This is a genomic window from Paenibacillus tyrphae (assembly GCF_024158745.1).
GTDB classification, from domain to species: Bacteria; Bacillota; Bacilli; order Paenibacillales; family NBRC-103111; genus Paenibacillus_G; species Paenibacillus_G tyrfis_A.
In genome coordinates this window covers 140,413-166,659 of sequence record NZ_JAMZAW010000007.1, presented here as the reverse complement: position 1 = coordinate 166,659, position 26,247 = coordinate 140,413, and the positions used below count along the sequence as shown (strand labels likewise).

The window sequence follows — 26,247 nt, the reverse complement described above, 5'->3', positions numbered from 1 at the left end:
GGAGTAGTTTTATGGATAAAAATTATAGTCTTTCCGAGAAGCTCTTAGATATTTTTGTTTATGCTGTGCTTTCCGTTCTCGTCCTTGTAACACTGTATCCACTGATATACGTCGCATTCGCTTCAGTTAGTGACGCAGGTAAACTGGTTGCGCACCGCGGCTTTCTTTTCACACCGCTCGGATTTAGTTTGGAGGCTTATGCCAGCGTATTTAAGAATCCTGGTATTTTGAGAGGTTATCGAAATACACTGTTCATCCTTTTCTTTGGGGTCACGTTAAATCTGTTTCTGACCGGGCTTGGTGCCTATGTTCTATCACGTAAAAATGTCTTCTGGAACAAAATCTTCATGATTATCATCGTGTTGACGATGTTTTTCAACGGCGGGTTAATTCCGCTCTATTTGGTCGTAAAAGGTGTTGGTCTCATTGACTCGCTTTGGGCGGTAATTTTCCCTTTTGCTATCAGTACGTTCAATCTGATTATTATGCGAACCGCATTTCAGTCCATCCCAGACAGTCTGGAGGAATCTGCAAAAATTGATGGTGCGAATCATTTTACGATTTTCTTCCGGATTATTGTACCGCTTTCCATGCCGGTCATTGCTGTTATGATTCTTTACTATGCTGTCGACAAATGGAACGGATGGTTCTATGCGTCCATCTTCCTTAAAGATACGAAACTGTATCCTTTACAACTCGTGCTACGTGAGATTTTGATTGCGAACTCGACTGAAAGCATGGCAACGGCAGCTTCCAATCAGGATAGGTTCCAGATCGGTGAAACGATCAAGTATGCAACCATTATGGTAGCGACAGTGCCTATTTTGTGCGTATATCCATTTGTGCAGAAGTACTTCGTTAAGGGTGCATTGGTAGGGTCACTTAAAGGTTAACGTTAGCATTAACGAGCGCTTTAAAAGGAGCAAAGACGCATGATAAGCCTGAATCAACTGTTTTCAGACCTGCACTTAGACGATAATCTGTTGTCTCAAACAGATTATCGTCCCTTTCCATTCATTGGGCAGCGGAACGAGTGGGATGAACTTCCTGCAAGTATTCGGCAATCCGTCATTTCGGAGGGCGAGAAATATATTGATTTCAACTGGCCGGCGTTAACGGCATCTATGTATATGGAGTTTCTTCAAAATGGCAACCGCACAAGGTTTGACGATCCCTATCATCAGCGCAGACGGGCTGTGACGAGTCTTGTGCTTGCGGAGTGCGTGGAGAATAAAGGGCGTTTTCTGAAAGATCTTATTGATGGAATATGGCTGATCAGTGAGGAGTCGAATTGGGTAATTTCCGCTCATAACCGGATGACTCAGGAGCGGTATCCGGATTTACCGGATATCTCTACACAGCCTGGTATCGATCTTTTTGCGGCCGAAACCGGTAATATGTTCGCTTGGGTTCATTATTTGCTGCGTCCTGCTCTAGATCAAATCAATCCGTTGATTAGCGAAAGAATTCGTCTTGAAGTGCGCCGGCGTATACTTGAACCGTATTTGGAGCGGGTAGACTGCTGGTGGATGGGGATCCGAGAAGAGGATCATAAGCTGAATAATTGGACGCCATGGTGCACATCCAACTGCTTAAGTGCAGTTCTTCTTATTGAGGAGGATACTGAGCGCAGGCAACAAGCGGTGCGGAAAGCGCTCAGTAGTCTCGATCGTTATTTAGCTAAGCTTCCGTCTGACGGAGGCTGTGATGAAGGTCCGGGCTATTGGAACAAAGCCGGCGCTTCGCTGTTCGATTGTTTGGAACTGCTGTTTGAGGCATCGAACGGAAAGTTCAACCTGTATACCGAACCATTGATTCGAAAAATAGGGCAGTACATCTATAAGGCGTATATACATGAACGGTATTTTTTGAATTTTGCCGATGGCCCTCATCGAATTTTAGTAGAGGCGGATCTGGTGTACAGATATGGCACTCGAATCGCGGATGACAATATGATTGCGCTCGGCATAGCTGCGAACCGCATGTTTGGCAGTGAAGGCTGGAAAAACATGAAATTTTTATCCTTCCTGCGTGTTCTGCCGGCGCTTTTCAATTACCAACGTATCGAGAACGATCAGAAGCCGCTAACATTTCATAAAGAGATGTGGATGGAAAATATTCAGGTTTTGTCTGCACGCGAGACTAGCGCATCGGATCAAGGTTTGTATCTTGCTATGAAAGGCGGTCACAATGAGGAAAGCCATAACCACAATGATGTCGGTCACTTTGTCATTTATGCAGACGGGGCTCCTGTTTTCATCGATGTCGGTGTAGAAGAATACACAGCCAAAACATTCAGCGCACAGCGATATGAGATTTGGACGATGCAATCCGCATACCACAGTTTGCCGATGATCAATGGGTGCATGCAGCAAGACGGAAGCAAGTTCCGCGCAAAGTATCCTAACTATGAAGCAAGTGAAGAGAGAACGCAGTTGACACTTGAGATAGCGGGAGCTTATCCGGTGGAAGCCGGTATCCTTTCATGGCAGCGTAGCTGCCGGTTGCTGCGATCGCCACTATCAGTTGTGGAGTTGGAAGAACGGTATATGTTTGCAAATGATGAGGCGCGCCAGTTTACGCTAAACTTTATGACTTGCTGCGAGCCCGTGATTGCAGTTGGAGGGCGAATCGACTTGCGCCGAAATGGAGATATATCACTGAAGATGGACTATGACAGCGCTCAATTTGATGTTGAGGTTGAGACGATATTATTGGAAGACATGAAACTCCGCAATGCTTGGGGGGAGTGTTTGTATAGGATCATCCTTCAGGCGAAAGCCTCCAAACGGTCGGGGGGCATACGATTCGTTTTAGGCAGTCTTAGTCGATGTAATGGACTAATTCGAATATTTAAGTTCAAGCAGACTCGATTTTAATTACTTTGTTCATCCATATTATGGACCATTGTTGGACTACCAATAGTCTTACTCGATCCTCAAATTTTTCACTCGCTGCGAGGAACATAGACCGAATTCATCTCAATTTGTTCTTTAGGTAGTTTCTTAGCGTTAGCCATTTTTTTATTATATAAGCACGCACCGATACATCACTTACGATGGGAAAATGGATGCAGGTGGCGATGAAAGCCAGTAGATGGCCAACACAACCCAATGGCGACTTCATGCCGATACGAATCCGGATATTTGCAACTGCGACATTCTGTCGAAAACTTTATTTATAATTAAAAATACGGGAAAAATCCAGCCAGGTCTTGAGCTTGCTGGATTTTTGCATTCAAAACATAATTGTCATCCAATACACATTTCCATTCACTACTCAACGAGCGTGAAAAAGAGATCAATTGGTCAACTTCATGACAGATAATCTAACATATATAATTCCTGAAATTAGAATATGTCTGTAGTCTTCAATTCAGATTTTTTTTATCAAGTTAGATTTTTTTTTGCAACCTTTTTTTTAAGTAGGACGTTTGTATCAAGTGACATGAGGAAAATAATGACTCATGGACATTACAGATAATGGAGGTACACTCTCGATGAGAAAATGAAGGTCAAAAGAACTATGGTGTATGATGCTGGCAGGTTCGATTTTATTTATTTCTTCAGGTAATATCTATTGTCTCAGCAAAAGAGGAAGTGATATTAGTACTACATAAAGTATTTTGTGACCTTGTCACTGTTTAACTTTTCTTGAATGGAATAATATAAAAAATAGTTGTTGTAATGTAAGGTCTAATAGCAAAGCGGGTCAATAACATGGCTTTTAATCTGTACTTGGAATCATCATTCCTGCATTTACTTACTGATCCTAATCGAAACACCTTCATGTTTAGCCAATAAAGTGAAGAAGAGTTCATTTATAAATACACTGTCCGAAAAATTAGGTTTTCTGTTATCCTTCCAGGTAATGAATATTAAGAGCAACTTTACTTTGTACTCTTACATTTCTTTTATTGAATACATATTGAGCATAATCAAGTTATTTTCTCGGCTTTTTTTGTTCTTGCTGGTAATGATAATCTTTATTCGGAATTATATGGACTGTTCAGAAAAAAAATAAGACCTTTTTTCATAGTCATAGTGCAAGAGGTGAATTTATTTACAAAGTCAGACCTTTTCAACCTGGTTCGAAAGGCAAAACTAGTTGCTTCATGGAGGAGGTGTTTGTCTTTGTAAGCAGCAGCTTTTATTTGAGAAAACTTGCTCATATTACTCAAGGAGGAACTTTCATGAAACAACTTACCAATCATATTGTTATTGTCTTCACAGTCATCTTGACGATGCTTTGTTCGCTATTTTTGCCTTTTTCTTCAATGGCTGCAGGGGGAGCTCTAATAAAGATTAAAGGGTTCAGTACTGAGGCAACTAAACCTACTCCCGTTACTAGCGAAACGGTGAATATCTCCGTTGAAATTAACAATATTAACGATAATCAAATTGCTTCTATTTATTATGAAATTGAGAATGTCACGACTAATCCCGGCAAACCAGTAGAGAACAAGTCCAATAAAGGAGTAAAAACGACTCCTTATGAGTTGACGTTCAACAACGTTAAATTGTCTGAAGGGACCAATAAAGTTACCTTTGTCATGGGAGACGCAAGCAAAATTTCTTCCCAGCCCGCTTATATTACATTTACGCCTACAACAAACATCACAGATCTGAAATTTAACGACGTACCGATGGAAGATAACAAAATGTATCCGAAAGATCCCGCGCAATCGGCCTATACCATTACCGGAAAATCCCCGAATGCGACAACAGTAAAAGGTTACTTGCTCGGCCAATCGAATTCCATTAGTGCATTTCGCAGCAATAACGGGGATTTTACATTTATCCCAAACCGGGGTTCGGATTTTAATATGCAAGGCGGAGACAACATCTTTAAAATTGTCGCCAGCAACAACACGAACATGTACACGACCACAAGAAAATTTATTTTTAATAATGGCAAACCTTTTCTATTTGAAGGAGCTTTGGAAGCCGGAGGCACAACACAAAAGCTCATTAATGATCCGTTTCCTCAATTGAACCAAACTACGGTGAACCTGAAGGGTAAAATGAAGGTCAACCTGATCCCCGGTTCTACGACGGTTACAGAATATGTTTATGCAGATATTCAAGTAGTTAACGGAAATACAACGAGAGTTTATTTTTCAGGAAAAGCGCCTGTGCTTCAGGAAATCCCTAGCGAATCGACTCCGTTGTATAAAGTGTACGATCTTGGTTCTATTCCTCTAACCTTGCCTGTAAATCGGAAACAAACAATGATTGTCACCTTTTATACCGGAAGTGGCTTAGTCGGTCAAGCACCGCAACAAACGTTTTCGTTTAATTACTTCGATCCAAACGCACCGTATGTTACAAAAGTTACAAAAGATCTCGGCATAGATAAGGTCACGAATCAACCCGTCGAAGTCGTGCTTAATGAAAATGGGGATAACGAAATTAGCGAGCTGCCTTCAACGTTTTACGTTTATACAACCGGTATAAATCCGCCTTCTGGTTCACCGGCAGGCAGTGTCGTTGCCCGAATCACGGGTGCTGCCGATATTAATGCAGCGTATGTCGGACAGGATGGTACTCAACAAAAATGGAAGTTTCAACTCGAAGGCGTTCGGGATGGTAAAACCTCTCTCTCCGTTATGCCTAATGGAAACAACAACGGCAAGCTGGATTTTCCGTTGGTCATTACAAGCGCGCCATACCTTATTCCGGTTAACTTCTATAACAATATGGTTATTAAAAATGCTGCGTCGGATACACCGTACTGCAACCCCGGAACGGGAGGAATGCCTTGTTTGCAAGCACGGATTATGAACTTACCGGCCTCAGAGTACGGTAACGTCGAAGTGTCCGTAAATGGATATGCAACTAAATTAGTGGCGAGTGATTTCCGGGATCCTGCTGCAAAATCGACCTTTATGTTAGACGTAAATAAAGCAGATAGCCGTTGGATGCCGAACGACGGGAAAGAATTGCTCAAAGAAGGTCGTAACACGATAAAAATTCATCTTAAATTAAATGGTGGCATCGTAACGACGGTTCAGTATGAAATCTTTAAGTTTACTCTGCCAACTCCGCAATTTGTAGGAGACATTCTGCCAAATCCTTTGGATAAATTTACGAAAGCGCAGACGAACGATAAGTATGTTACACACTCGAACAGTGTTTCTTTTGTAGGATCGTTCGTTAATGCGGACAGCATCAAAATGACCGTCCGTAAAAAAGATGCTCAAGGCAAGCCGCTTGTCACTTTCGATAACAGGGATAGCAGCAACGGATGGGCTTATCCTGCGAATCCGGCGAGCGGTCAACAGAATTATTTGAATAGTGTGTCTTCAGGCACGATCAATACAGCGATTATTAGCCTTCCTTTTCAAGGAGACGTTATTTTTGAGTTTATGATTTCCAACAAATCGGGAATTACGGAAACCCGGACGATTACCATCTCGCGTGAGCCGGTACCGTATCGTATCATTGAGCCGATCCTCGTTAAGACGAACAAGGAAGAAGTGGCTAATGTCAATGGCAATTTTGTAGATATTAAGTTAGAAGCAGAGAATGCGGACAGCGTTACCTTTGACAAAAACATTCGTGTGTTTAGTAAAATCGATCCTTCCGACAATAAGCCTTATTTTTATTATCGCTATGAGAACTTAAAGGCAGGTCACAATGTCATTAACTTTACAGTAAATCGGGGCAAAGAAAGCACCAAAGGAAGCTTTAACGTTAATAATGTCAACACTGCGTTGGAAGGAGCGCAGATGCTGTTGCCGATGCAGACGAAAATTAAAATATTCGAAGGGGAGCTTGAGCTTGATTTTCCGAAAGATACGAAATTGATGCGTAATGATCCAGGAGCGACGAATCCCTACTTGACCAGCGATAGAAAGCTGCTGTTCGGCCTTGCCAATGCGAAGGACGGACGTGTCAACAAATCTTACAATACTGACAACAATGCTTCGTTCTTCCTGCAAGAGCCTACAGGTAAATTCCGTCCGGCCAGCAAGCTTTTCTGGATCAACGGAGGGAGCATTAATCAAGACGACTATTTGGATAAGGATAAACTGAAAGAAGCTCTGACAGGTTCTGGACGAGACCCTTACAATATCGATCCGAACAGCAGCAACGTGAGATTTTATCAAAAAAATAATGAGAGTGAACTTAAAAATATGGTGGTTCCGTCCAAACGCGGCAAACTAACATTAAAATACGATAATTTAATGCGGGATGATGCTTGGAAATATGTCACGATATATCAACTGGACATTTACGAGGATTACCGGGGCATGACAGCCTTGGCCTGGAAAAACATTGGCGGGGTTGTTGATCCGAAAAAAAACACGATCACCGCTCCGATCGACCATTTTGGCTATTTTCAAGTGATGTATATGTACGATAGTTTTAACGATATCACCAGTCATGAGTGGGGACGGGATACGTTAGATACCATGTATTCCAAAGGATTCATGCTTAATAAGCTTCAATCACTCTTTGTGCCTAATGAACCCATTACACGCGGTGAATTTGCTACACTGCTTGTCAAAGGATTCGATATTCCGCTTCAGTATACTGGTAATTTGACATTTAGCGATGTACAAAAATTTAGCAGCAGTAATCCGCTTTATGACTACAAGTATATCGAAACTGCGGCACGAGTCGGGATCGCCCGAGGTGGCGCAGGCGGCAGATTCAAGCCTGACGAATCGATTACGCGGCAGGACGCGGCAGTCATGATTGCAAGAGCTGCTGAGATGAAGATCAATTCCGATGGCGCCAAGTCCACAACTAACCTTCAAAAGCAATTTACAGATGCGAAAGATATCGATATTTATGCTGCTGCGTCAGTTGAAGCGGTCTCCAAAGCCGGATTTATTACAGGCATAGAAAATGTTCTGCTACCGGGACAAAAGAAAAAGACATATCGCTTCGATCCTCGTCAGAACCTTACACGTGTTCAAGCGGCAGCTGTTTTCGAGCGTGTATTGAAGCAGCAGAAGAAATTCCCAAAATGAGTTAAATAGTAGGGGGTGTTACTATGCCGATGAGAATTGGCGGAATGAGTTCAGGTATGGACATCGATAAAATGGTGAAAGACCTGATGAAAGCGGAACGTACACCGTTAACGAAAATTAATCAACAGAAAACCGTTAATACATGGAAGATGGGTCTGTATCGTGAGGTCAATGCCAAACTAATCGGGTTTAAATCCGTTCTCGGCGATATGCGGCTCGGTGGTGATTGGAAAGCGACCAAAGCAGTCTCTACGCATCCTGCAGTAACGGTGTCCTCCGATGGTAGCGCAGCTGCAAAAAATCACACTATCGTAGTTGATCGACTGGCAAGCGGGGCAGTGAAATCCAGCAGTTCGGCTATAAGCGGAGAGCTGATAGGAAAAAGCTTGGCTGCGACTATTGCCATAAACAACAGCAATAATAAATTTGAAGTTGCTTTCAATGGAAGTAAAAAGACAATTACGCTGACTCCGAATCCATCTTATACGCCTGCCGCATTAAAAGATGAGATCAATGCGCAGCTCTCGGCTGCGTTCGGTTCCTCGATATCCGTCAGCTTAACCGGCTCTGGGAATGATCAGCTAAAATTTTCAGGTACAGGCCAAATTTTATTGACAGATTCTACAGGTAGTACGGCGTTGACTTCCCTAGGCTTCCCTTCCGGAAGTCAGCGCTCCAATAGACTAAATCCGGGATCCGCAATGGGCTTGTCCGGAAAACTGGTCATTAACGGCACATCCATAGCCATATTGCCTGGGGATTCTTTGTCCAACATGATCTCGAAAATCAATACATCTCCCGCAGGCGTTAGTATGAGCTACGATGTGACGAATGATAAAGTGACTTTCACGTCCAAGGATATTGGAAGCACGGCTAAGGTGGATCTAACAGGGACCGATAATTCGATTTTGTCGGGATTGAAATTAGCTGACAGCAACTCCGTTTATGGTCAAGACGCAAGTGTCAATATAGACGGTGTTCAATACTTAGAACGTTCCAATACATTTACGAAGGAGGGTATAACCTATACACTGAATCAGACCACAGCTCCATCGACAGTCGTAAACGTATCGGTTACCAAAGATACGGACGCATTATACAACAAAATCGTAAATTTTGTCTCAAAGTATAATGAGATGGTCGAGTTTATGGGTAAGCGATTAAACGAGGACAAGTATCGGGGATTTCATCCGCTGAGCGATGACGAGAAGAAAGACATGAAAGAGGCGGACATTAAGCAGTGGGAAGAAAAGGCGAAGAGCGGTCTCATTCGAAGAGATGATATTGTCTATAGAGCCTTGAAAACCTTGAGAAAAATAACGAGTGAATCCGTAGAAGGCATATCAAAGGATTATAACTCGCTTGATAAAATCGGTATTTCTACAATGCCATTCAACCCTAGTAAGCTTGAAGACAACGCAAAGTTAAAAATTGACGAAAAAAAACTGAAGGCAGTGTTGGCAGATAAACCTGAATCGGCAATTGCTTTATTTACGAATAACCCAATCGATCCTGCACTTCCTCCAGCTGAAAAGTTGAAGCAAAGAGGAATTGCACATCGCATGTACGATGAGATCGATTCCTCGTCCAATGAGCTCATTAGGAAAGCTGGACGAACAGGAGCCGCAGAAGATGATATTAACTCCACACTAGGTGCAGTGAACAAGACAATGGAACGCAAAATCGTCACGTTGGAATCTAAGATGAAGAAAAAAGAAGATTTCTATTATGCGAAATTTGCCAATATGGAAAAAGCGATCCAAAAAAGCAATGCAAATCTCTCATGGTTATCTAAAAGAATGTAGTCTTCCAAATAGACTTAGACATCCAAGTTTATCGTAACATTTTATATTAGGAAGAGGTGCTTTATATGAAAGTAAATAAGCATGGTTTTATGAATGCAAGCTCCTATAAGAATATGCGAAGCGAAAGATTACCGGCAGCATGGAATAGAAAGAAACGCGATGAGGTTCAATTCTCCAAGGAAGCGATGAAATTTGCTGAAAAAAAACAAACGATGAAAAACGATCATACAAATAATGTAAAAGACGAAGTGAAAATAATGCCAATTGATAAAACGATAAAGGACAAAATTTCCAACCAATTAAGCGATATTTTAAATAAAGAACCCGCCAATCAAAAATATCCGTGCATCGTAGTTCTAGATGAATCCTTAGATAAAAAAACGTATGAAGAAATATCCAAAAAGTTTGGAGTGTTAAACCCTAAATTTCAATACGATGGAGAATTTAAAGGATTGGCAGTGGACCTAACGAAACAACAAATTCATCGGATGAAAGAACTTGATTTTGTTAAATTTATTGAGTTAGACAATGTCGCGACTACTCAATAAGTACAGGAATAATCAAATTGTCTTATGAATCATGTAGGATTTATGTTATTTCCATATCGTCGCTACATCCAACAGCGGCGATTATTTTATTATTTTTCGTGAAAGGATTTGGATTTGACAATGTCGAGAGTGATCTTGTTATTGTTACCTTTGTTGTGGGTTATAGGCGGTTTTGATGCCAGGAGCGCAACGGCCGCAGAGACAATCAAAAATTTAGTACTAAATAAAAACGAATTATCTATGGATGCCGGCAGTACGGCAACGCTAACAACGACTGCGGTTTATGATAGCGGGAGAACAGAGGACGTAACCATTAAAACAGACTGGAACTCTGGCACGCCAGACGTCGCGACGATTTATGCCGGAGTGATTACGGCCAAAAAAGAAGGGAAAGCCATCATTACAGCGACTTATATGTCAAAGACCGTTATTGTTAATGTGACGGTTACCAAACGTGTCAAATCATTAATTAAAGACAAACAAAAAATTGATTTACGCCAAGGCGAATCCGAGCAAATTAACTTAAAAGCTTACTACGATGACGGTACTTCTGAAGACGTGACCATGAAAGCGGAATGGATGATCGACAATGGTTCGCTCGCCACTGTTTTTAATGGAAAAGTAACCGCATTAGGCTCCGGCTCAGGTGTTATTACAGCCAAATATAACAATCAGACAACAACTATTCCGCTTGCCGTGGAGATCGTCAAACGAGTCGATGCTCAAAAGTCCCGGGTCTCCTTATTATTGAATCAATCCGAAACGGTCCATTTAACCGCTACATATCCTGACGGTACGACAAGAGACGTGACGGAGATTGCCGAGTGGTCATCCGATAATCCGAGTATCGCAGATGCATTGAAAGGCAAGATAACCGGCTTCGGCCCCGGTCAAGCGAACATTACCGCAAGTTACGGAAATAAAACGGCTAAGATAAAAGTGGACGTAGATAACGCCATCAAGCTTGATGTTAACAAACAAAACCTTTTATTAAAGAAAAACACCACGGAGCAGCTGAAATTGACAGCTACTTACCCGAATGGGAACACCGAAGATATTACCGATCGTGCCGAATGGTCATCTGATAACGAGAGCATTGTTTATGTGATTAAAGGAAAAATTAGTGCAAATAAATCGGGAGAAGCTACGATAAAGGCGAAGTACGGCGAGAGATCCGTTTCGGTCATCGTAGAAGTAGACGTACCCCGCCGTTTGGAACTGAACAAAGAAACCGTTACATTAAATTCGAATAAATCGGAACAACTTATGTTACAAGCCATCTATGGCGACGGTAGTACTGAAGATGTAACAAGCCAAGCCAAATGGACTGTAGATAAAGAAACGATCGCCAGCGTGATTAACGGCAAAGTAAGTGCGGTGAAAGCAGGTGAAGCGACCGTAACTGCACAATACGGGGGAAAAAGCACTTCTGCAAAAGTATTGGTGGATATTCCTAATATATTAGTACCGAATAAGAAAAAGATTAGTATGCAGATAGGAGAATCTGAACAAATCAACTTGAAAGCAGTTTACCCGGACGGAAAAGAGGAGGATATAACCCAAAAAGCAGAATGGATTTCTTCTTCCGACCAGGTTGTCGAGGTCCGTCGCGGTATGATTATAGGGGTTGCAACGGGCACTGCTACGGTAACTGCAAAGTTCGGGAACCGTTCAGCCATAATTCATGTCTCGGTTGGCATACTGAAAGACTTGACCGCTAGCGAAACCAACTTAGCTTTAAAAAAAGGGGATACTCGTAAGGTTACCGTTACGTCTACGTATACAGATGGACGAAGTAAAGATTCCACCCTGGATGCTGTTTGGAACAGCTCTAATCCCCAAGTCGCAACCGTAAACGAGGGAACGATTAAAGCATTAACCTCTGGCGAAACAAAGATCGGTGCGACAGTTGACAACAAGACAGTCACGATCACTGTTCAGGTCGATATGGCCAGTGTGTTAAAGGCAAGCCCTTCCTTTATTACGTTAGATTTGAGAGAAACTCGGACGGTTACATTGACCTCTATGGATGAGAATGGAAAGGCCGCAGATGTGACGAATACGGCAGAGTGGGCCTCTAGTAATCCGGCAATCGTCCAAGTAGAAAAAGGCAGCATCACTTCATTAGCCTACGGAAAAGCGACGATTACAGCAAAATATGGCGGGAAGACGGTTTCGATTCCGGTAGAGATTGGTTCTATTCTGGATTTGATACCGAACAAACGTTATATCCCGATGAAGACTGGAGGGGAATTCAAGGTTCGATTGATGGCTACGACGGCTGAGGGGATCACAAAAGATGTGTCTACCCAAGCACAATGGAAATCCAACAACTACAAATTGGTTGAAGTCGAAGGAGGCTTGATTAAGGCGAACAGTTCAGGCAGTACCTCGATTACGGCAACCTTTGGGGGGAAAAGCGTTTCGATTCCAATAGATGTCGATAACATCAAATATTTAAAAACCGATTTGGTCACCGTCAAAATGAAGACGGGGGAAACAACGCGAGTTAAAGCTTTAGCTACATTCTTCGACGGTACAGAAGAAGATGTTACAGTTTCAGGACTATGGAGTTCATCAAACATTCGGATTGCCGACGTAAAGGACGGGTTCATCAAAGCGGTCGAGAAGGGGAAGGCGACTATTACCGTGGCATATGGCAATAAACGTACCATTGTAGCGGTGAATGTCAACTAAACGCTGGCGGATACTGCCTTTAAGGGAGCAAATGAGAATCTCTTGAAGGCAGGGGAATGCAGTCTAACCTAAATATCTAGCTTTATAAGCCTTTCGGTAGTCTTGTAATGTCATCTTGTTCAAAGGAAGGTAAAGCTGCAGTATGCAAAAGCATCAGATCGAGGATGTGATTACTCGTTTCCCATTTCTCGCTGATATTTCTCCGGAAGAATGGAAAGAAGAGGGGATTTCCATTGTCTCATTGCCTGTTAACTCTGTTGTTTATGAAGGGGAGTTTCTGAAATCGACAGCCCTAATTTTGGAAGGGTCCATCCGAATATACAAACTAAGCGATAGCGGGAGAGAAGTCACTTTATTTCGGATCAGCAACGGCGAGTGCAGTCCCTTAATGGCAGCGGGCATTTTAGGACGTAGTGAATTTGAAGCTTGGGCTTGTTTTGAGAAGCCAACTACAATTCTGATCGTTCCAATTCAGATTTCACAAGAATGGATGGACAAATATAAAGGATTTCGCCAATTTATATTAAGATCGTTCGCATTTCATCTTAATAATTTGTCCAATTTGATCGAGACCATGAACTTTAAGTCAATACGCACTCGTATTAGCAAATATTTGATAGAAAAAACAAGTAACGATAACGATTCACTCGCCATTACACACGATATTTTAGCAATTGAACTGGGGACTGTTCGCGAAGTAATCAGTCGGACGCTAAAGTCGATGGAGAAAGAGGGATTATTGCGTTTAGAGCGAGGTCAGATTACACACATTCAACATCGGAAGTTGTTAGTACTGTTGAATAAAGATTGCCGTGAACATACGGTTACCGACTAATAGAACTTTGTATCAACGGTAGCTCTATGATCTGTTGGGGGAGGGAGGGGCGGCAATACCGCCTACCTACTCTTCCCTAACTATGGCGACTCCTAATATATAAACTAATATTTGAAAAAAAGTAAAATAATATAACTATACAGAGGAATTGAAGAAGTTTCTGATTTAGAAAGCGGTTACAATAAATAATGTAAAGCCGAAAGTAAAAGCATATTTGGCCACGGAGGATGGATGTGATGAGAAAAGTAACATGTTATAGTCCGATCGTTTGTTTGAATACCACTACATGAAAGAGGTGTTATATCCATGGAAAAGGGAATCAAAACATACCGCAAACCAATAAAGCGGCTAATGGCTATTTGTATGCTAGGTGCTGCTCTGGTATTGCCTAACTCTGTTTTTGGGTATTGCGATGGCGGTTTCTATGAACCGTTAGCCGAAAAAAATGACAAGTTATTTACAGTTTCCGATGATCGGGCGAACGGCGATGATTTTGGAGTCGGATGGAAAGCCTCCAATATCGAGTTTAAAAACGAAAACGGACTTTTTGCGCTCCGTCTGGACGATGTAGGTTGCCCGGGAGGCTGCTCAAACAAAAACTACGCTTCGGGCGAATATGCAACGAAAGCACAATATGGGTACGGGCGGGTCGAGGCCCGAATCAAGGTAGCGAAAGGCGATGGTTTGGTCACATCCTTATTCACTTACTATGCGAAAGATGGAGACACCAGTAAAAATGATGAAATTGACATTGAAATTCTCGGTAAGGACACGACGATAATGGAGACGAACTATTTCACAGACGGAGAAGGTAACCATAGCGAACGAATCCAACTTGGGTTTGATGCTTCACTTGATTACCATGATTACGCCTTCGAATGGTCTCCTACATATATTAAATGGTTTGTAGACGGAAAGCTTGTCCATACAGAAACCGGGTCAAAAGGAAAGTTACCAACGAACCCGGGCCAAATTATGATCAACCTGTGGTCAGGTGCAGGACAGGCCGAAAACTGGACCGGGAAGTTCATATACCCTGGCACACCGGTCAGAGCTTATTACGACTGGATTAAATATATTCCGGCTCCTGATCTTCAACACGGCCATGGCAAAGGGCTGAACATGAAAGCTACTTGAATTGACCTGATATTGTCGATTTGTCGGAAGGCGGCCTCTTTTCAATGGTTGCCTTCATTCTTATTTATGAATCGGATGTAGAGGGTGGGTAACCCCCAAGATCAATTGACGAGGATCAAATGTAATTTAGTCTATGGATGCTTCCCTTCTTCTTCTATTAAAGTCATAATATCTTCCAAAGTATTTGCTTTTTTCACTATCCTTTGAATAAAATACTTTTTTAGAGGAGTGAAGCAGAATGGTGAATATTCGGACTGAAATGATACCTCGCGAGGAAGTCCTGCTTCCCAAGGCTTACCCCATTTACGTCGCTGAAACGGTGGGGGTAACGGTGCTTTACCAAAAACCGCATTGGCATGACGTACTAGAGATCAATTTGATCAAGTCAGGGACTGGTTACTATATAATAAATGGGCAGCGGTTTGATTTTGAAAAAGGAGACATTTTGCTGATCAATTCCAACGATTTGCACTGTGCTTATGAAAATAGCGATTTGATCATACTAGTCATTACATTTGATGCTTCGTGGTTTTTGAGCGACTTGCGATACGACCCGAACATTTTGTTGCCCTATACGGAGATGGGCAGACGATTTACGAATCTGCTGGACCGGAGTCACCCGAGCATGGACTTACTTCGTATGACTTTGCTAGACATCCAAGCCGAACATCAGAACAAACATGCCTCGTACGTCTCGGTCGTTCGTGCGAATCTGTTGCGATTTTTGGCGTATGTGAACCGTTATTTCCAATTGGACAACGAAGCCATTGCATGCTATGAAAAAGTTGGAAGTTTCCAACTGGATAAGATGCGCCGTATCATTTCCATACTGGAGAAGCAGTTCGCTTACCCGTGGACGATTGAGGAACTGGGGGAGCTTACTTACTTGAGCCCTTCTAGATTCAGCGCGATCTTCAAAAATACCGTAGGGACTTCACCGTTGGAATACTTGATCCAAATCAGGTTGGAAAACGCAGCCAAGCTTTTGGAAACGACAGACCGCAAAATTGTCGACATCGCGCATGAATGCGGTTTTCGCAGCTTATCTAATTTTAACCGGTTGTTCAAACAGAGAACGGGTTTTTCCCCGCGGGAAGCAAGACGACGGTTGCTTGCAAAGTAGGATGTTGTCATGACCACATAAAAAAAAATGTTGACGCTTTCATAAAACGAGAATAAGATATAATTATTACGGTGTCCTTACTAATTATGCGGGAGGTGAGTGTCAAAGTTTTTAGTATTATTCGTTGAATCATTGCTTAGCTTTATTAGATGGAGGAGCCAACTTTATTTAATAAGGACACTAAACAAAATAATTAAACATTAGAAGTCGGTTAAGGGATTTACAAAAACTAGAGCGGGGTGTTCCTATGTTCATGAAATGGATGAGAATCGTACTATGCTTTACGCTGCTTTGCGCCGCGGTTGTATCCGCGGAGGCTAGCCATAAAGGATATGCGGATGCATCGAATTTAATCGTCAATCCCGGCTTCGAACAAGATTTGAGCCATTGGACCAATTGGGGAGGCGTGAGCATCGTCACCGATCCGGTAGCAAGCGGAAGCAAAGCGGCGAGAATGGGAACCGGCGAGAGTGGAGGCGGCCAGATCGTTTCCGGAATTTCGGAGGGGACCGTTTATACGTTGAGCGGCAGCGGAAGAGTGAGCACAGGCGGAGAAACGGCGTTAATCGGAGTCGATTGTATGAACAGCAGCGGAACGAAACTGGGAGGCGGGAAATTTGAGCTTGCTTTCAATACGACAACGTATACCGGGAAGACGCTCAGTTTCACGACTGTCCCCGGCACAACGCAGATTCAGGTGTACATATACAAAAACCCGAACGTGAACGGATACGCCTATGTCGATGACATCCGGCTAGTGAGGGAAGGAAGTCCGGGAGACCCTGGCGGTATTGGAACAGGCCGCAAAGCGATGTGGGTATGGGAGCCTTCCGATATTGCAACCGCCGCTAATCGCGAAGCGTTGATCAATTTCTCCCTTTCCAAAGGCATCAACCTCCTTTATGTGAATACCGGGTATTACAAAGATGTTAATTATCTGACCGCTTATCCGCATTATTACCGCGCATTGATCGCAAGCGCTCATCAAAAAGGCATTCGAGTGGAGTCGCTGGATGGGGCATCCGAATGGGTGCGCGCCGCTAATCACAGTATTCCGCTTTCCCGGATTCAGGACGTTCTGAATTATAATGCGTCATCTGCAGCAAACGAAAAACTGGATGGCATTCACCATGACAACGAACCGTACACATTACAGGATTGGGAGCAGAACAAGCAATCGTTATCGGTCGATTATTTGGAGCTTGCCCGCAAGTCGAAACAAATGCTGATCGATGCCGGTTCGAATATGACATACTCGGGGGATATCCCTTTCTGGTATGAAACGGTTTCCGTCACTTACAACGGAGTGAACAAAGAACTGTATAAACATATCATCGACCGGATGGACTATATTACGATCATGGATTATCGCGATTTTGCCGTAGGGCCTAACGGTATTATTGAACATGCCCAGAACGAGATCAACTACGCCACAACTGCCGGAAAAAAAGTCATAATTGGGGTTGAAACGGGCGATGTTCCGGGTGACCCGCAGATCGTGACTTTTTATCAAGAAGGAGAACATTACATGAATCAGGAACTGGTCAAAGTTCAAGCCCATTATTCCGCATCGGCAGCGTACGCCGGCTATGCAATTCATCACTATACTTCATACCGCACGATGCCATGGGGACCTAGAACGTAAGAAGCAAGTGGTTCCAATTCAGGTAAACAGGGGGACGGAACAATGGTTTTTCTTGCAGCATCGGATCGTTACGACAATATGAAATATAACCGCTGCGGACGTTCGGGACTTAAACTTCCGGCGATTTCGCTTGGGATGTGGCACAACTTCGGCGGCAGAGATATTTATGAAAATGCGCGGGAAATCCTGCTGCGCAGCTTCGATCTGGGAATTACGCATTTCGATTTGGCGAACGGTTACGGATCGCCGGCGCTTAAGGCGGAACAGGTACTGGGGGCGGTACTGAAATCCGATCTAACTCCCTACCGGGATGAAATCGTCATTTCCACGAAAGCCGGATACGATGCGTGGCCTGGGCCTTACGGGGAATGGGGCTCGAAAAAATATATGGTCAGCAGTTTGGATCGAAGCCTGAAGCGCTTGGGGCTGGACTATGTGGATATTTACTATTCGCATCGTCCCGACCCGGATACGCCGTTCGAGGAGACGATGAGTGCGCTCGATCTGATTGTCAGACAGGGGAAGGCGCTGTATATCGGCATTTCCAATTATAGTGCGGAGCAGACGGCGGAAGCGATCCGGATTTTGCAGGAGCTCGGTACGCCGCTGCTCATTCATCAGCCGTCGTATTCAATGTTTGAGCGCTGGATCGAAAACGGGCTGCAGGATGTACTTGAAACCGGGGGCGCCGGAACGATTGCTTTTTGTCCGCTCGCACAGGGGCTGCTTACGAACCGGTATCTGGAAGGCATTCCGGACGATTCGCGGGCGGCAAAGCCGGTGGCCCATTTAAGAAAGCACCATATCACGGACGAGAAATTGGCGAAGATTTGGCAACTGAACGAACTGGCCAAGGAGCGCGGCCAAAGCTTGGCGCAGATGGCGCTTGCCTGGGTGCTGCGCGGAGGCAGAGTGACGTCTGCTTTGGTTGGGGCAAGCCGGGTGGAGCAAATCGAGGAAAACGTCAAGGCGCTGAATAACCCGGATTTCACGTCGGAAGAACTGCAAGCGATCAATGCCATCTTGGAGCAGTAAGCGTGATTGTCACACGAACGCGCCTTTAGCGGTGGAAGTGGGGCGGGTGTCCTGTGCTAAAGGCGCGGGATTTTTGGGGGATTCACAGGCTTCAAATTTTGAAACAGCGGGGAGGGAAACATATCGGTTCCTTATGGTCATCGCTGAATTGTTGAAATTACTAAGCAATGAGGCTAGTATTAAGATAGGCTAAATAAGGACGTACAATTGTGAAAGGAACCGATTCACGATGAAAGTAATTAAAGGCAATTTGCAATTAATGAAAAAAATAAATTGTTCGCTAATTCTCAATATGCTGCTTCGGGAAGGAAGCTTGTCCAGAGCGGAAATCACCCAACGGTCCAAACTTAGTGCAACGACGGTCTCCTCTCTGGTTGATGAACTGATTCATCAAGGCTTGATCGTCGAGGTTGGCGAGAAGTCGTCTCCGGGTGCCGGGCGGAGAGGCATTGCTTTGGAAGTTAGCCGCGACAAAGGCTACATCATATCGATTTCGTTAGGAAATAACCGCTTCAGCGGGGCGCTTGTCAATTTCAGGAATGAAATCGTTTGTGAATATACGCAGCAGGTATGCAAGGGCAATGATCAAGTGCTTCATTTCCTCAAAGGCACCGTCAATCATTTGCTGGAATCGGGTGTGGTGAAGGATGAACAAGAAGTGAAAGGCATTGCCGTCGCAACCCCCGGCATCATTGACGAAAACGGGGAAACGATCGTCATGTCGACGCTGCTTAAAATCAACAATCTGGAAGTAAAAAAAATGCTGCGTCGGGAGTTCGATTATCCGGTTATCGTAGTGAACGACGTCAAGGCAGCGGCCTTCGCCGAATACTACAGCGGCAAAAGAAGATCAGACAACTTGGCTTTCCTGTCTCTGGATGACGGGATTGGTATGGGGCTAATCATCGATGGAAAAGTGTATAACGGCTATAAAGGCGCTGCAGGCGAAATCGGACACATCTTCGTCGAGCCGGAGGGCCAGCTTTGCAATTGCGGTCAAATTGGATGTATCGAAACGATACTGACCGAGTCGGCTATTTTGTTGAAGGCTCAGAATCTGGCATGCCGGCAAAATGCCGAGAAGATTCCGCAATCGTTCGACGAGTTGCTCGCTATGTACGACAAAGGGGAAGCGTTGGCCGAAGAGGTGCTCGAACGGACATGTTTTCTTTTTGTGCATACGCTGCTGTCGGTAGTCATCAGCTTCATGAGCCCGGAAGTTGTTGTTCTTTACGGATGGATCAACCGGTCTGAGAAATTTATGAAAGCACTAAAGACGAGATTGCTGCAATTTCCGTTCGTGGTCCCCTTCGACGAAAGCAGGCTCGTTCAAGCAACTTTCGGTGAGAAAAATTTCATTATCGGCGCATCGACAATTATGCTTCATAAAATATTTGAGGATTATTTGTGATAGACGTGCCGATCTTTTTTTTTAAATATTTATTACGTATGGTGTACAAATAAAATGATTGTAGTGATTAATTCGATAGAAGGTGAGAGGTAGTGAGCATTTTATCGTTGGAGGAAAAAATCGGACTCATGTGCATTGTCGGCACGGGCTTGCCGGAAGCGGATGCCGTGCTCAAAGAACGGCTCAAGTCATTCCCTTACGGAGGAATGGGGCTGTTCCCGCACAATATTGTAAATGAAGCTCAAATCAAACGGTTGATCGGCGATCTAAAGCAACATGCCGCAGCTCGACTGCTTTCCAAGATACCGTTTATGATTTCAATTGACGAAGAAGGCGGGTCGCTATCCAATTTCTCCGAGCTGTTCCCTACGGTGCCAGGAAACCGCGCAATCGGTTTGGCGAACGATCCCCACTTGGCCTATTTATCAGGGAGGCTGATAGGAAGCCAGCTCTGTGATCTGGGGTTTAATCTGAACTGGGCTCCGGTGCTTGACGTCAATTCCAACCCGCTTAATCCCGTCATTGGCGTGCGTTCTTTTGGCGAAGATCCGGAACAAGTAGCCCGGTATGGGGAAGCTTTCGTTCAGGGGATGGAAGAGGCAGGCGTCGTGTCCGTCGTGAAGCATTTTCCGGGCCACGGCGATGTTGCCACGGATTCTCACGTAGCGCTTACTGTATGCGACCTGACGCTTAAGCAGCTGCAGGACTGCAGCTTACGCCCGTTCCAAGCAGCGATAGAGGCGGGCGTCGGCGCCATCATGGTAGCCCACATCGTATTCCCGAACATTCCGGAGTCAAAAGGAATTCCGGCTTCGCTGTCTCCCTTTTTTATCGAAGAGCTACTGAGAGGCAAGTTGGGCTTTGATGGTCTTGTGTGTACGGACGATATCGAAATGCAGGCCATCAAAAGCAATTATGCCCCGGAAGAGATCGGGGTACTGGCAGTTATGGCCGGTAACGATCAAATATTGATGTGTCATACGCCGGAGTTTCAGCAACGCGTATTTGAAGGTATTGTCAACGCGGTACGGTCGGGAGCCATTTCCGAGCAGCGTATCGACCAATCGGTACGCCGGATTTTGCAATTTCAGGAACGGATGGCGCAATGTCAAGAGCGGGCCAAGGTTGTGCCCAAATCCGAGTGGGCCCCATTGGCCGCTCATATCTCAGAAGCGTCTATCGTCGTTCACCGTGACCCGTTGGGGCAGCTTCCGCTTGATGATCGAAGTTATGTGCTGATCGTGCCTAGGATGCAGCGGCTTACCCAAGCGGATACGACGTTCGACAAGCCGCTTATGCTGGAGTTGTATTTACTTGAAAAAGGGATCAAATTGGAAATTATTTACATTTCGATGAACCCGACCGAGGATGAGCGTATCGAAGTAGGACGCAAAATCAGTCATGCGGATGCGGTCATTCAGGTGACAAGAAACGCGCATATGTTTCAGGGCCAATTGGCCTTAGCGGAGCATTGCGCCAGTTTGAAGCCGCACATTGGTTTGGTGCTTCGTAACCCGTACGATGCCGATGTTTTGCCGGATCAGGGAACGGTTGTTCTCATTTGCTCGTCCAGCAACGAGAGCATGCAAGCATTTGCCGAAAAGTTCACTCAGACAGGTTCAACCAAAGAAGGTCATGAGGATCTGATGGATACGGCAAAACGAAGATAAGGCTGATTACTACCGGGGATGACGAGGGGGTCGAACGTGTGAAGGCGGCGAATGCATCTGGGGAAAAGCCGGGCATCCTGGAATGGAAGAGCGATTTGATCAAGAACAAATGGCTGTACCTCTTATTTGTACCGACGCTGGTCTGGTACTTGTTATTCGCGTACTGGCCCATGTTCGGATTAGTTATTGCGTTTGAAAAATTCAATGTGGTCAAAGGGATATTCGGCAGCCAATGGGTAGGATTTAAAAATTTCCAAGAAATCTTTTCCGATCCTTATTTTATGCAAATTCTGAAAAACACGTTTCTGCTAAACTTGTACAGCTTGCTTTTCGGATTTCCGGTCCCTATTTTGTTGGCTCTCTGCTTTAATGAAATCAGATCGGTTTTGTTCAAAAAAGTGGCGCAAACGATCAGCTATTTACCTTACTTTATCTCCAGCGTCATCGTTTGCGGACTGGCGATTACGTTTCTTTCTCCCAGCACGGGGGTCGTGAATGCTTTTCTTGGGATACTTGGTTTTGAAAGTATCTACTTCCTGCAGGATCCGAAATATTTCCGGACGATTTACGTCGTTATCGGGATATGGCAAGGAGCGGGGTTCTCGGCCATCATCTACTTCGCCGCCTTGTCCGGAATAAGCCCGGAACTGTACGAAGCAGCCAAAATCGACGGCGCGAACCGCTGGAAGCAGCTACGTTACATCACGTTTCCGAGTCTGGTTCCGACCATCTTGATTATGCTTATCCTAAGCTTGGGCAATATGCTGAACGCCGATTTTGAAAAAATATTGCTGCTCTATAATCCGACTACATACGAAACGGCGGACGTGCTGAACACCTACGTATACCGGCAAGGGTTGTTGAACAGCAATTACAGCTACGCCACCGCGATCGGATTATTCCAAGGCTTCGTCGGTTTCGTTCTCGTGTTCGGCGCCAATTGGCTAAGCAAAAAAGCAAACGGCACATCGCTTTGGTAGCGCAGAGGAGGAAAGTCATGAAGAGCAGGGTTGAAGCGGGAGACCGGTTATTTTCGCTGATTGTCTATGCTTTCATTATTTTAGTATGTATCGTAACGCTATATCCGTTTATTTATGTCGTCAGTTTGTCGGTCAGCAATATCGGGAGCGTGATGCGCAATGAAGTGCTGCTCTTGCCGAAAGGACTGAATTGGGCGGCCTACCAAACGGTGTTAACGTACAAAGGCATCTTTGTAGCCTATGGCAATACGTTGTTTTATACCGTATGCGGAACGCTGCTTAGCTTGGGATTAACGACAACGGCGGCTTATCCGCTGACGAGAAAGGACTGGAAGTTTCGTGGAATCGCTACCGGATTCCTTGCGATTACTCTTTGGTTCGGCGGCGGAATGATCCCGTTCTATCTGGTGATGAAAAATTTGCATCTGCTGGATTCCCGAGTGGGAGTTCTGCTTTACGCAGCTGTATCCACGTTCTATATCATTATCGTCCGCAGCTATTTTGACAGCATCCCGAAGGAGCTGCTGGAGTCCGCCAAAATCGACGGGGCAAACGATCTGCGTATCTTTGCCGGCATTGTGCTTCCCCTGTCGAAGCCGGTGTTAGCCGCAATCGGGCTGTATTATGCGATCGGCAAATGGAATTCGTTTTTCTGGGAGATGATCTTGCTGAACCGGGAGTCGCTGCTGCCGGTGCAAGCGTTATTGGTGAGAATTATCCGCGACAGCTCCTTCGATAAAGAGATGCAGCTTGCGCTCACGTCCGATTCGGGGGTTCTGCCGATTACGATTCAATATGCGGCTGTTGTCGTTACCTCTGCTCCGATTATTTTCATCTATCCTTTTTTGCAAAGACACTTTGTAAAGGGTGTGATGATTGGAGCGATAAAAAGTTAAATATGTCGTGTTCAATGTAGAATCTTAAGCTAACAAGAGAAGGGGACGGGGATGGAAATGACCTCCAAATGGATCGTATTCAGTATTGTGACAGCGCTCACAATGACATCGCTGCCGGGATGCAGCAGCAATTCGGATACGGCAGATTCGGGCGCGAACGCTCCGGCGTCGGACGGAAAGCGGCCTAAGCTGAGCGTCTTTATTGCCAGCCGTACTTCAGATGCTTTGTATACGAACGAAACTTTGGTATGGAAGGAACTGGGGAAAAGGTTAAACATTGATTTTGAATTCACAACAGGGGATATCAAGACCATGAGAACGAAGCTGCCGGTCATGATCGCTTCGGCGCAATACCCGGATATCGTATCCGGCAGCATCACCGACATCAACAAATACGGCCAGTCCGGAGCATTCATTCCGTTAAACGATCCTATCGCGAAATCGGCGCCCAACATCAAAAAGCATCTTATGGACGATCCGGAAGCCAAAATTCAAACGGTCTCGTTTGATGGCAACATCTATGCCATCCCGATGCTATCCGCCGTGCGCACGTCGGAAGGACCGCTCGTTCGCAAGGACTGGCTTGACCGGCTCGGATTGCCGATGCCCGAAACGATGGACGATTGGTACAACATGTTGAAAGCGTTCAAAGAGAAGGATGCCAATGGGAATGGCAATCCGAACGATGAAATTCCGTTTTCTTCGGTTGGCGGCCAGGATGATAAGTATTATTTGAATTTCGCCGATGCATGGGGGATCGACCTGAATGTCCACAACCGCTGGAAAGTAGAAAACGATAAGCTGATTTTTACGCCGATCGATCCGCGCGCCAAAGAGTATTTGGCGACGATGAATAAATGGTACAGTGAAGGACTGATCGATAAAGAGTTTTTATCCCGGCAGGAGCAGGATTTCAAAGCCGCCATATTTAACGATAAAGTGGGAGCTACCAACCATTGGATCGGGTTTTTGTCCGAATTCAACGATATGCCGGAAGCGAAGAAGATTCCCGGGTTCCATTTTGAAGTAGCCAAACCTCCGGTTCTTCACAAAGGCGATAAGGCATCAACCCGTCGTCAACAGCTTATTACCGTTCCATGGGCGTGGGGGATCAGCGCGAGTAATAAAAATGTGGAAGCGACAATGAAGCTTTTCGATTATGTATACAGCGAAGAAGGCCAGATTTTATTGAACTTCGGCGTCGAGGGCGATTCGTATACCAAAGGGGCGGACGGAGTGCTCGTTTATACGGAAAAAATTATGAAAAATCCGGACGGGCCGCGGAAAGCGCTGTGGAGAATCGGTACGCAAGCGTTGATCGGATTCCGTCAGGATGTGCGGTATGAGAAAGCGCTTTGCTCCAGTCCGGACGTATGCCGACAACTGTTCAGCTATATGGATAATAAGCTGTTCGCCGACCCGGCACCGACCTTTAAATATACCGATGCCGATTTCGACGAGTATAACAAGATTACGACGCAGATCGATACGTATGTCGACAGCATGCTTAGCAAATTTATTATCGGTCAAGAACCGCTGAGTAAATTTGATGAGTACGTAGCCAAAGTCAAATCGATGAACTACGATAAGCTGGAAAGCATTCAAAAAAGAGCTTACGACAAGTATAAAGAGTTAAAGAAGTAGGGCGTGTAGCCGGTGCTGCTTCAAGACGAACGCGAGGTGATTCTTGTCGACTGCGGTATCCGGATTTGGTGACTTTTCAAAAGCGGCCATCTCCTGCGACTTCGGCTGGATTCGATCACCAAGCTGATTGTTACGAGTCACGATATGGGCCATATGGGGCCGCTAGCCGTATTGGTATTCGTAGAATTATTAATTAGGTTATAGAAGCCCTTCGAAATTTAGAAAGGGCTTTTTTTATTTAAACGTACCATCTTCCTGTCTTCCCTGCATACTTCAGATCAAACGCGAATTCTTGTCCATAAGCTTGATTCGTTTCGGTAAATTATGGATAGAACTGTCTAATCGAAATAAAGTATGACGGATGAATAAATGTAGCAGAAAAGTTACAGCATGAAATTTAAACAGTGACATCCAGAAAGGTGTAAGGACCTGATTAAACAGGTCTATTAGTGATAAAGTCACTGAGATTTTTTGAATTTAATTGTATAAGTAATGATGGAAAGGGGATTTAAAATTAAATTATTTATTGATCGAGGTTGTTCCGTCGGGTGCAACTTTCTCGGGATTCGAATCCTGGATGTACCGCTTGGAGGTGGAATTGGGCAAACTGGAGGCATAGGAGAATATTGCCGTCATAGAAGCCGTGCGATAAAAGGCCACCATCCGCTTCGTATCACAAACGTATTAGGTTATGATCCCCAGCTCTTGTCAGACGGGACAGATGCGACACAGGAGGATGGGGAATACTTGACGCAAGGCAAACGGAATCTTTCCGCCGGCGTGCACGATAAAAAAATTTTTTAATTATCAATGTGCAACATTTGCCATAGCACTTTCGTC

The 26,247-nt window shown here is 44.6% G+C and carries 16 protein-coding genes; all 16 read left to right on the top strand.

What is annotated here, in order from left to right; genetic code table 11:
* Positions 1 to 11: 11 nt before the first annotated feature.
* Positions 12 to 893 (top strand): carbohydrate ABC transporter permease, encoded by an 882-nt coding sequence (locus NI000_RS12420; protein WP_253410929.1) that lies wholly within the window; start codon positions 12 to 14, stop codon positions 891 to 893.
* Positions 894 to 932: 39 nt separating this feature from the next.
* The gene (locus NI000_RS12415; RefSeq protein WP_253410928.1) at positions 933 to 2,879 is read left to right on the top strand and encodes a heparinase II/III domain-containing protein; all 1,947 of its coding nucleotides are present in this window, start codon (positions 933 to 935) and stop codon (positions 2,877 to 2,879) included.
* 1,313 nt (positions 2,880 to 4,192) lie between these two features.
* The gene (locus NI000_RS12410; protein WP_253410926.1) at positions 4,193 to 7,981 is read left to right on the top strand and encodes an S-layer homology domain-containing protein; all 3,789 of its coding nucleotides are present in this window, start codon (positions 4,193 to 4,195) and stop codon (positions 7,979 to 7,981) included.
* Positions 7,982 to 8,004: 23 nt separating this feature from the next.
* Positions 8,005 to 9,786 (top strand): flagellar filament capping protein FliD, encoded by a 1,782-nt coding sequence (gene fliD, locus NI000_RS12405; protein ID WP_253410924.1) that lies wholly within the window; start codon positions 8,005 to 8,007, stop codon positions 9,784 to 9,786.
* Between the two features lie 65 nt (positions 9,787 to 9,851).
* The gene (locus tag NI000_RS12400) at positions 9,852 to 10,334 is read left to right on the top strand and encodes a protease inhibitor I9 family protein (RefSeq protein WP_253410922.1); all 483 of its coding nucleotides are present in this window, start codon (positions 9,852 to 9,854) and stop codon (positions 10,332 to 10,334) included.
* A 120-nt stretch (positions 10,335 to 10,454) separates the two neighbouring features.
* Positions 10,455 to 13,031 (top strand): Ig-like domain-containing protein, encoded by a 2,577-nt coding sequence (locus NI000_RS12395; RefSeq protein WP_253410920.1) that lies wholly within the window; start codon positions 10,455 to 10,457, stop codon positions 13,029 to 13,031.
* Between the two features lie 142 nt (positions 13,032 to 13,173).
* Positions 13,174 to 13,866 carry a Crp/Fnr family transcriptional regulator gene (locus tag NI000_RS12390; protein ID WP_253410919.1) on the top strand — a complete coding sequence of 231 codons (693 nt, stop codon included), beginning with the start codon at positions 13,174 to 13,176 and terminating at the stop codon, positions 13,864 to 13,866.
* A 306-nt stretch (positions 13,867 to 14,172) separates the two neighbouring features.
* Positions 14,173 to 15,003: a family 16 glycosylhydrolase gene (locus tag NI000_RS12385; protein ID WP_253410917.1), complete on the top strand. Its 831-nt coding sequence runs from the start codon at positions 14,173 to 14,175 to the stop codon at positions 15,001 to 15,003.
* A 238-nt stretch (positions 15,004 to 15,241) separates the two neighbouring features.
* Complete coding sequence (locus tag NI000_RS12380; protein ID WP_253410915.1) at positions 15,242 to 16,126, top strand: AraC family transcriptional regulator; 885 nt, start codon at positions 15,242 to 15,244, stop codon at positions 16,124 to 16,126.
* A gap of 253 nt (positions 16,127 to 16,379) precedes the next feature.
* Positions 16,380 to 17,771, top strand: a complete 1,392-nt coding sequence (locus NI000_RS12375) for a carbohydrate binding domain-containing protein (RefSeq protein ID WP_253410913.1) — start codon at positions 16,380 to 16,382, stop codon at positions 17,769 to 17,771.
* A gap of 42 nt (positions 17,772 to 17,813) precedes the next feature.
* Positions 17,814 to 18,806, top strand: coding sequence for an aldo/keto reductase (locus tag NI000_RS12370; protein ID WP_253410911.1), 993 nt, complete (start codon positions 17,814 to 17,816; stop codon positions 18,804 to 18,806).
* Positions 18,807 to 19,035: 229 nt separating this feature from the next.
* Positions 19,036 to 20,217: an ROK family transcriptional regulator gene (locus NI000_RS12365; protein WP_253410909.1), complete on the top strand. Its 1,182-nt coding sequence runs from the start codon at positions 19,036 to 19,038 to the stop codon at positions 20,215 to 20,217.
* 92 nt (positions 20,218 to 20,309) lie between these two features.
* Positions 20,310 to 21,887, top strand: a complete 1,578-nt coding sequence (locus NI000_RS12360) for a glycoside hydrolase family 3 protein (RefSeq protein WP_253410907.1) — start codon at positions 20,310 to 20,312, stop codon at positions 21,885 to 21,887.
* 38 nt (positions 21,888 to 21,925) lie between these two features.
* On the top strand, positions 21,926 to 22,867 hold the full coding sequence (locus tag NI000_RS12355) for an ABC transporter permease (protein ID WP_253410905.1): 942 nt from the start codon (positions 21,926 to 21,928) through the stop codon (positions 22,865 to 22,867).
* A 17-nt stretch (positions 22,868 to 22,884) separates the two neighbouring features.
* Entirely contained in the window at positions 22,885 to 23,763 is an 879-nt protein-coding gene (locus NI000_RS12350; protein WP_253410903.1) for a carbohydrate ABC transporter permease, read from the top strand.
* Between the two features lie 57 nt (positions 23,764 to 23,820).
* Positions 23,821 to 25,407 (top strand): extracellular solute-binding protein, encoded by a 1,587-nt coding sequence (locus NI000_RS12345; RefSeq protein ID WP_253410901.1) that lies wholly within the window; start codon positions 23,821 to 23,823, stop codon positions 25,405 to 25,407.
* Positions 25,408 to 26,247: the final 840 nt, after the last annotated feature.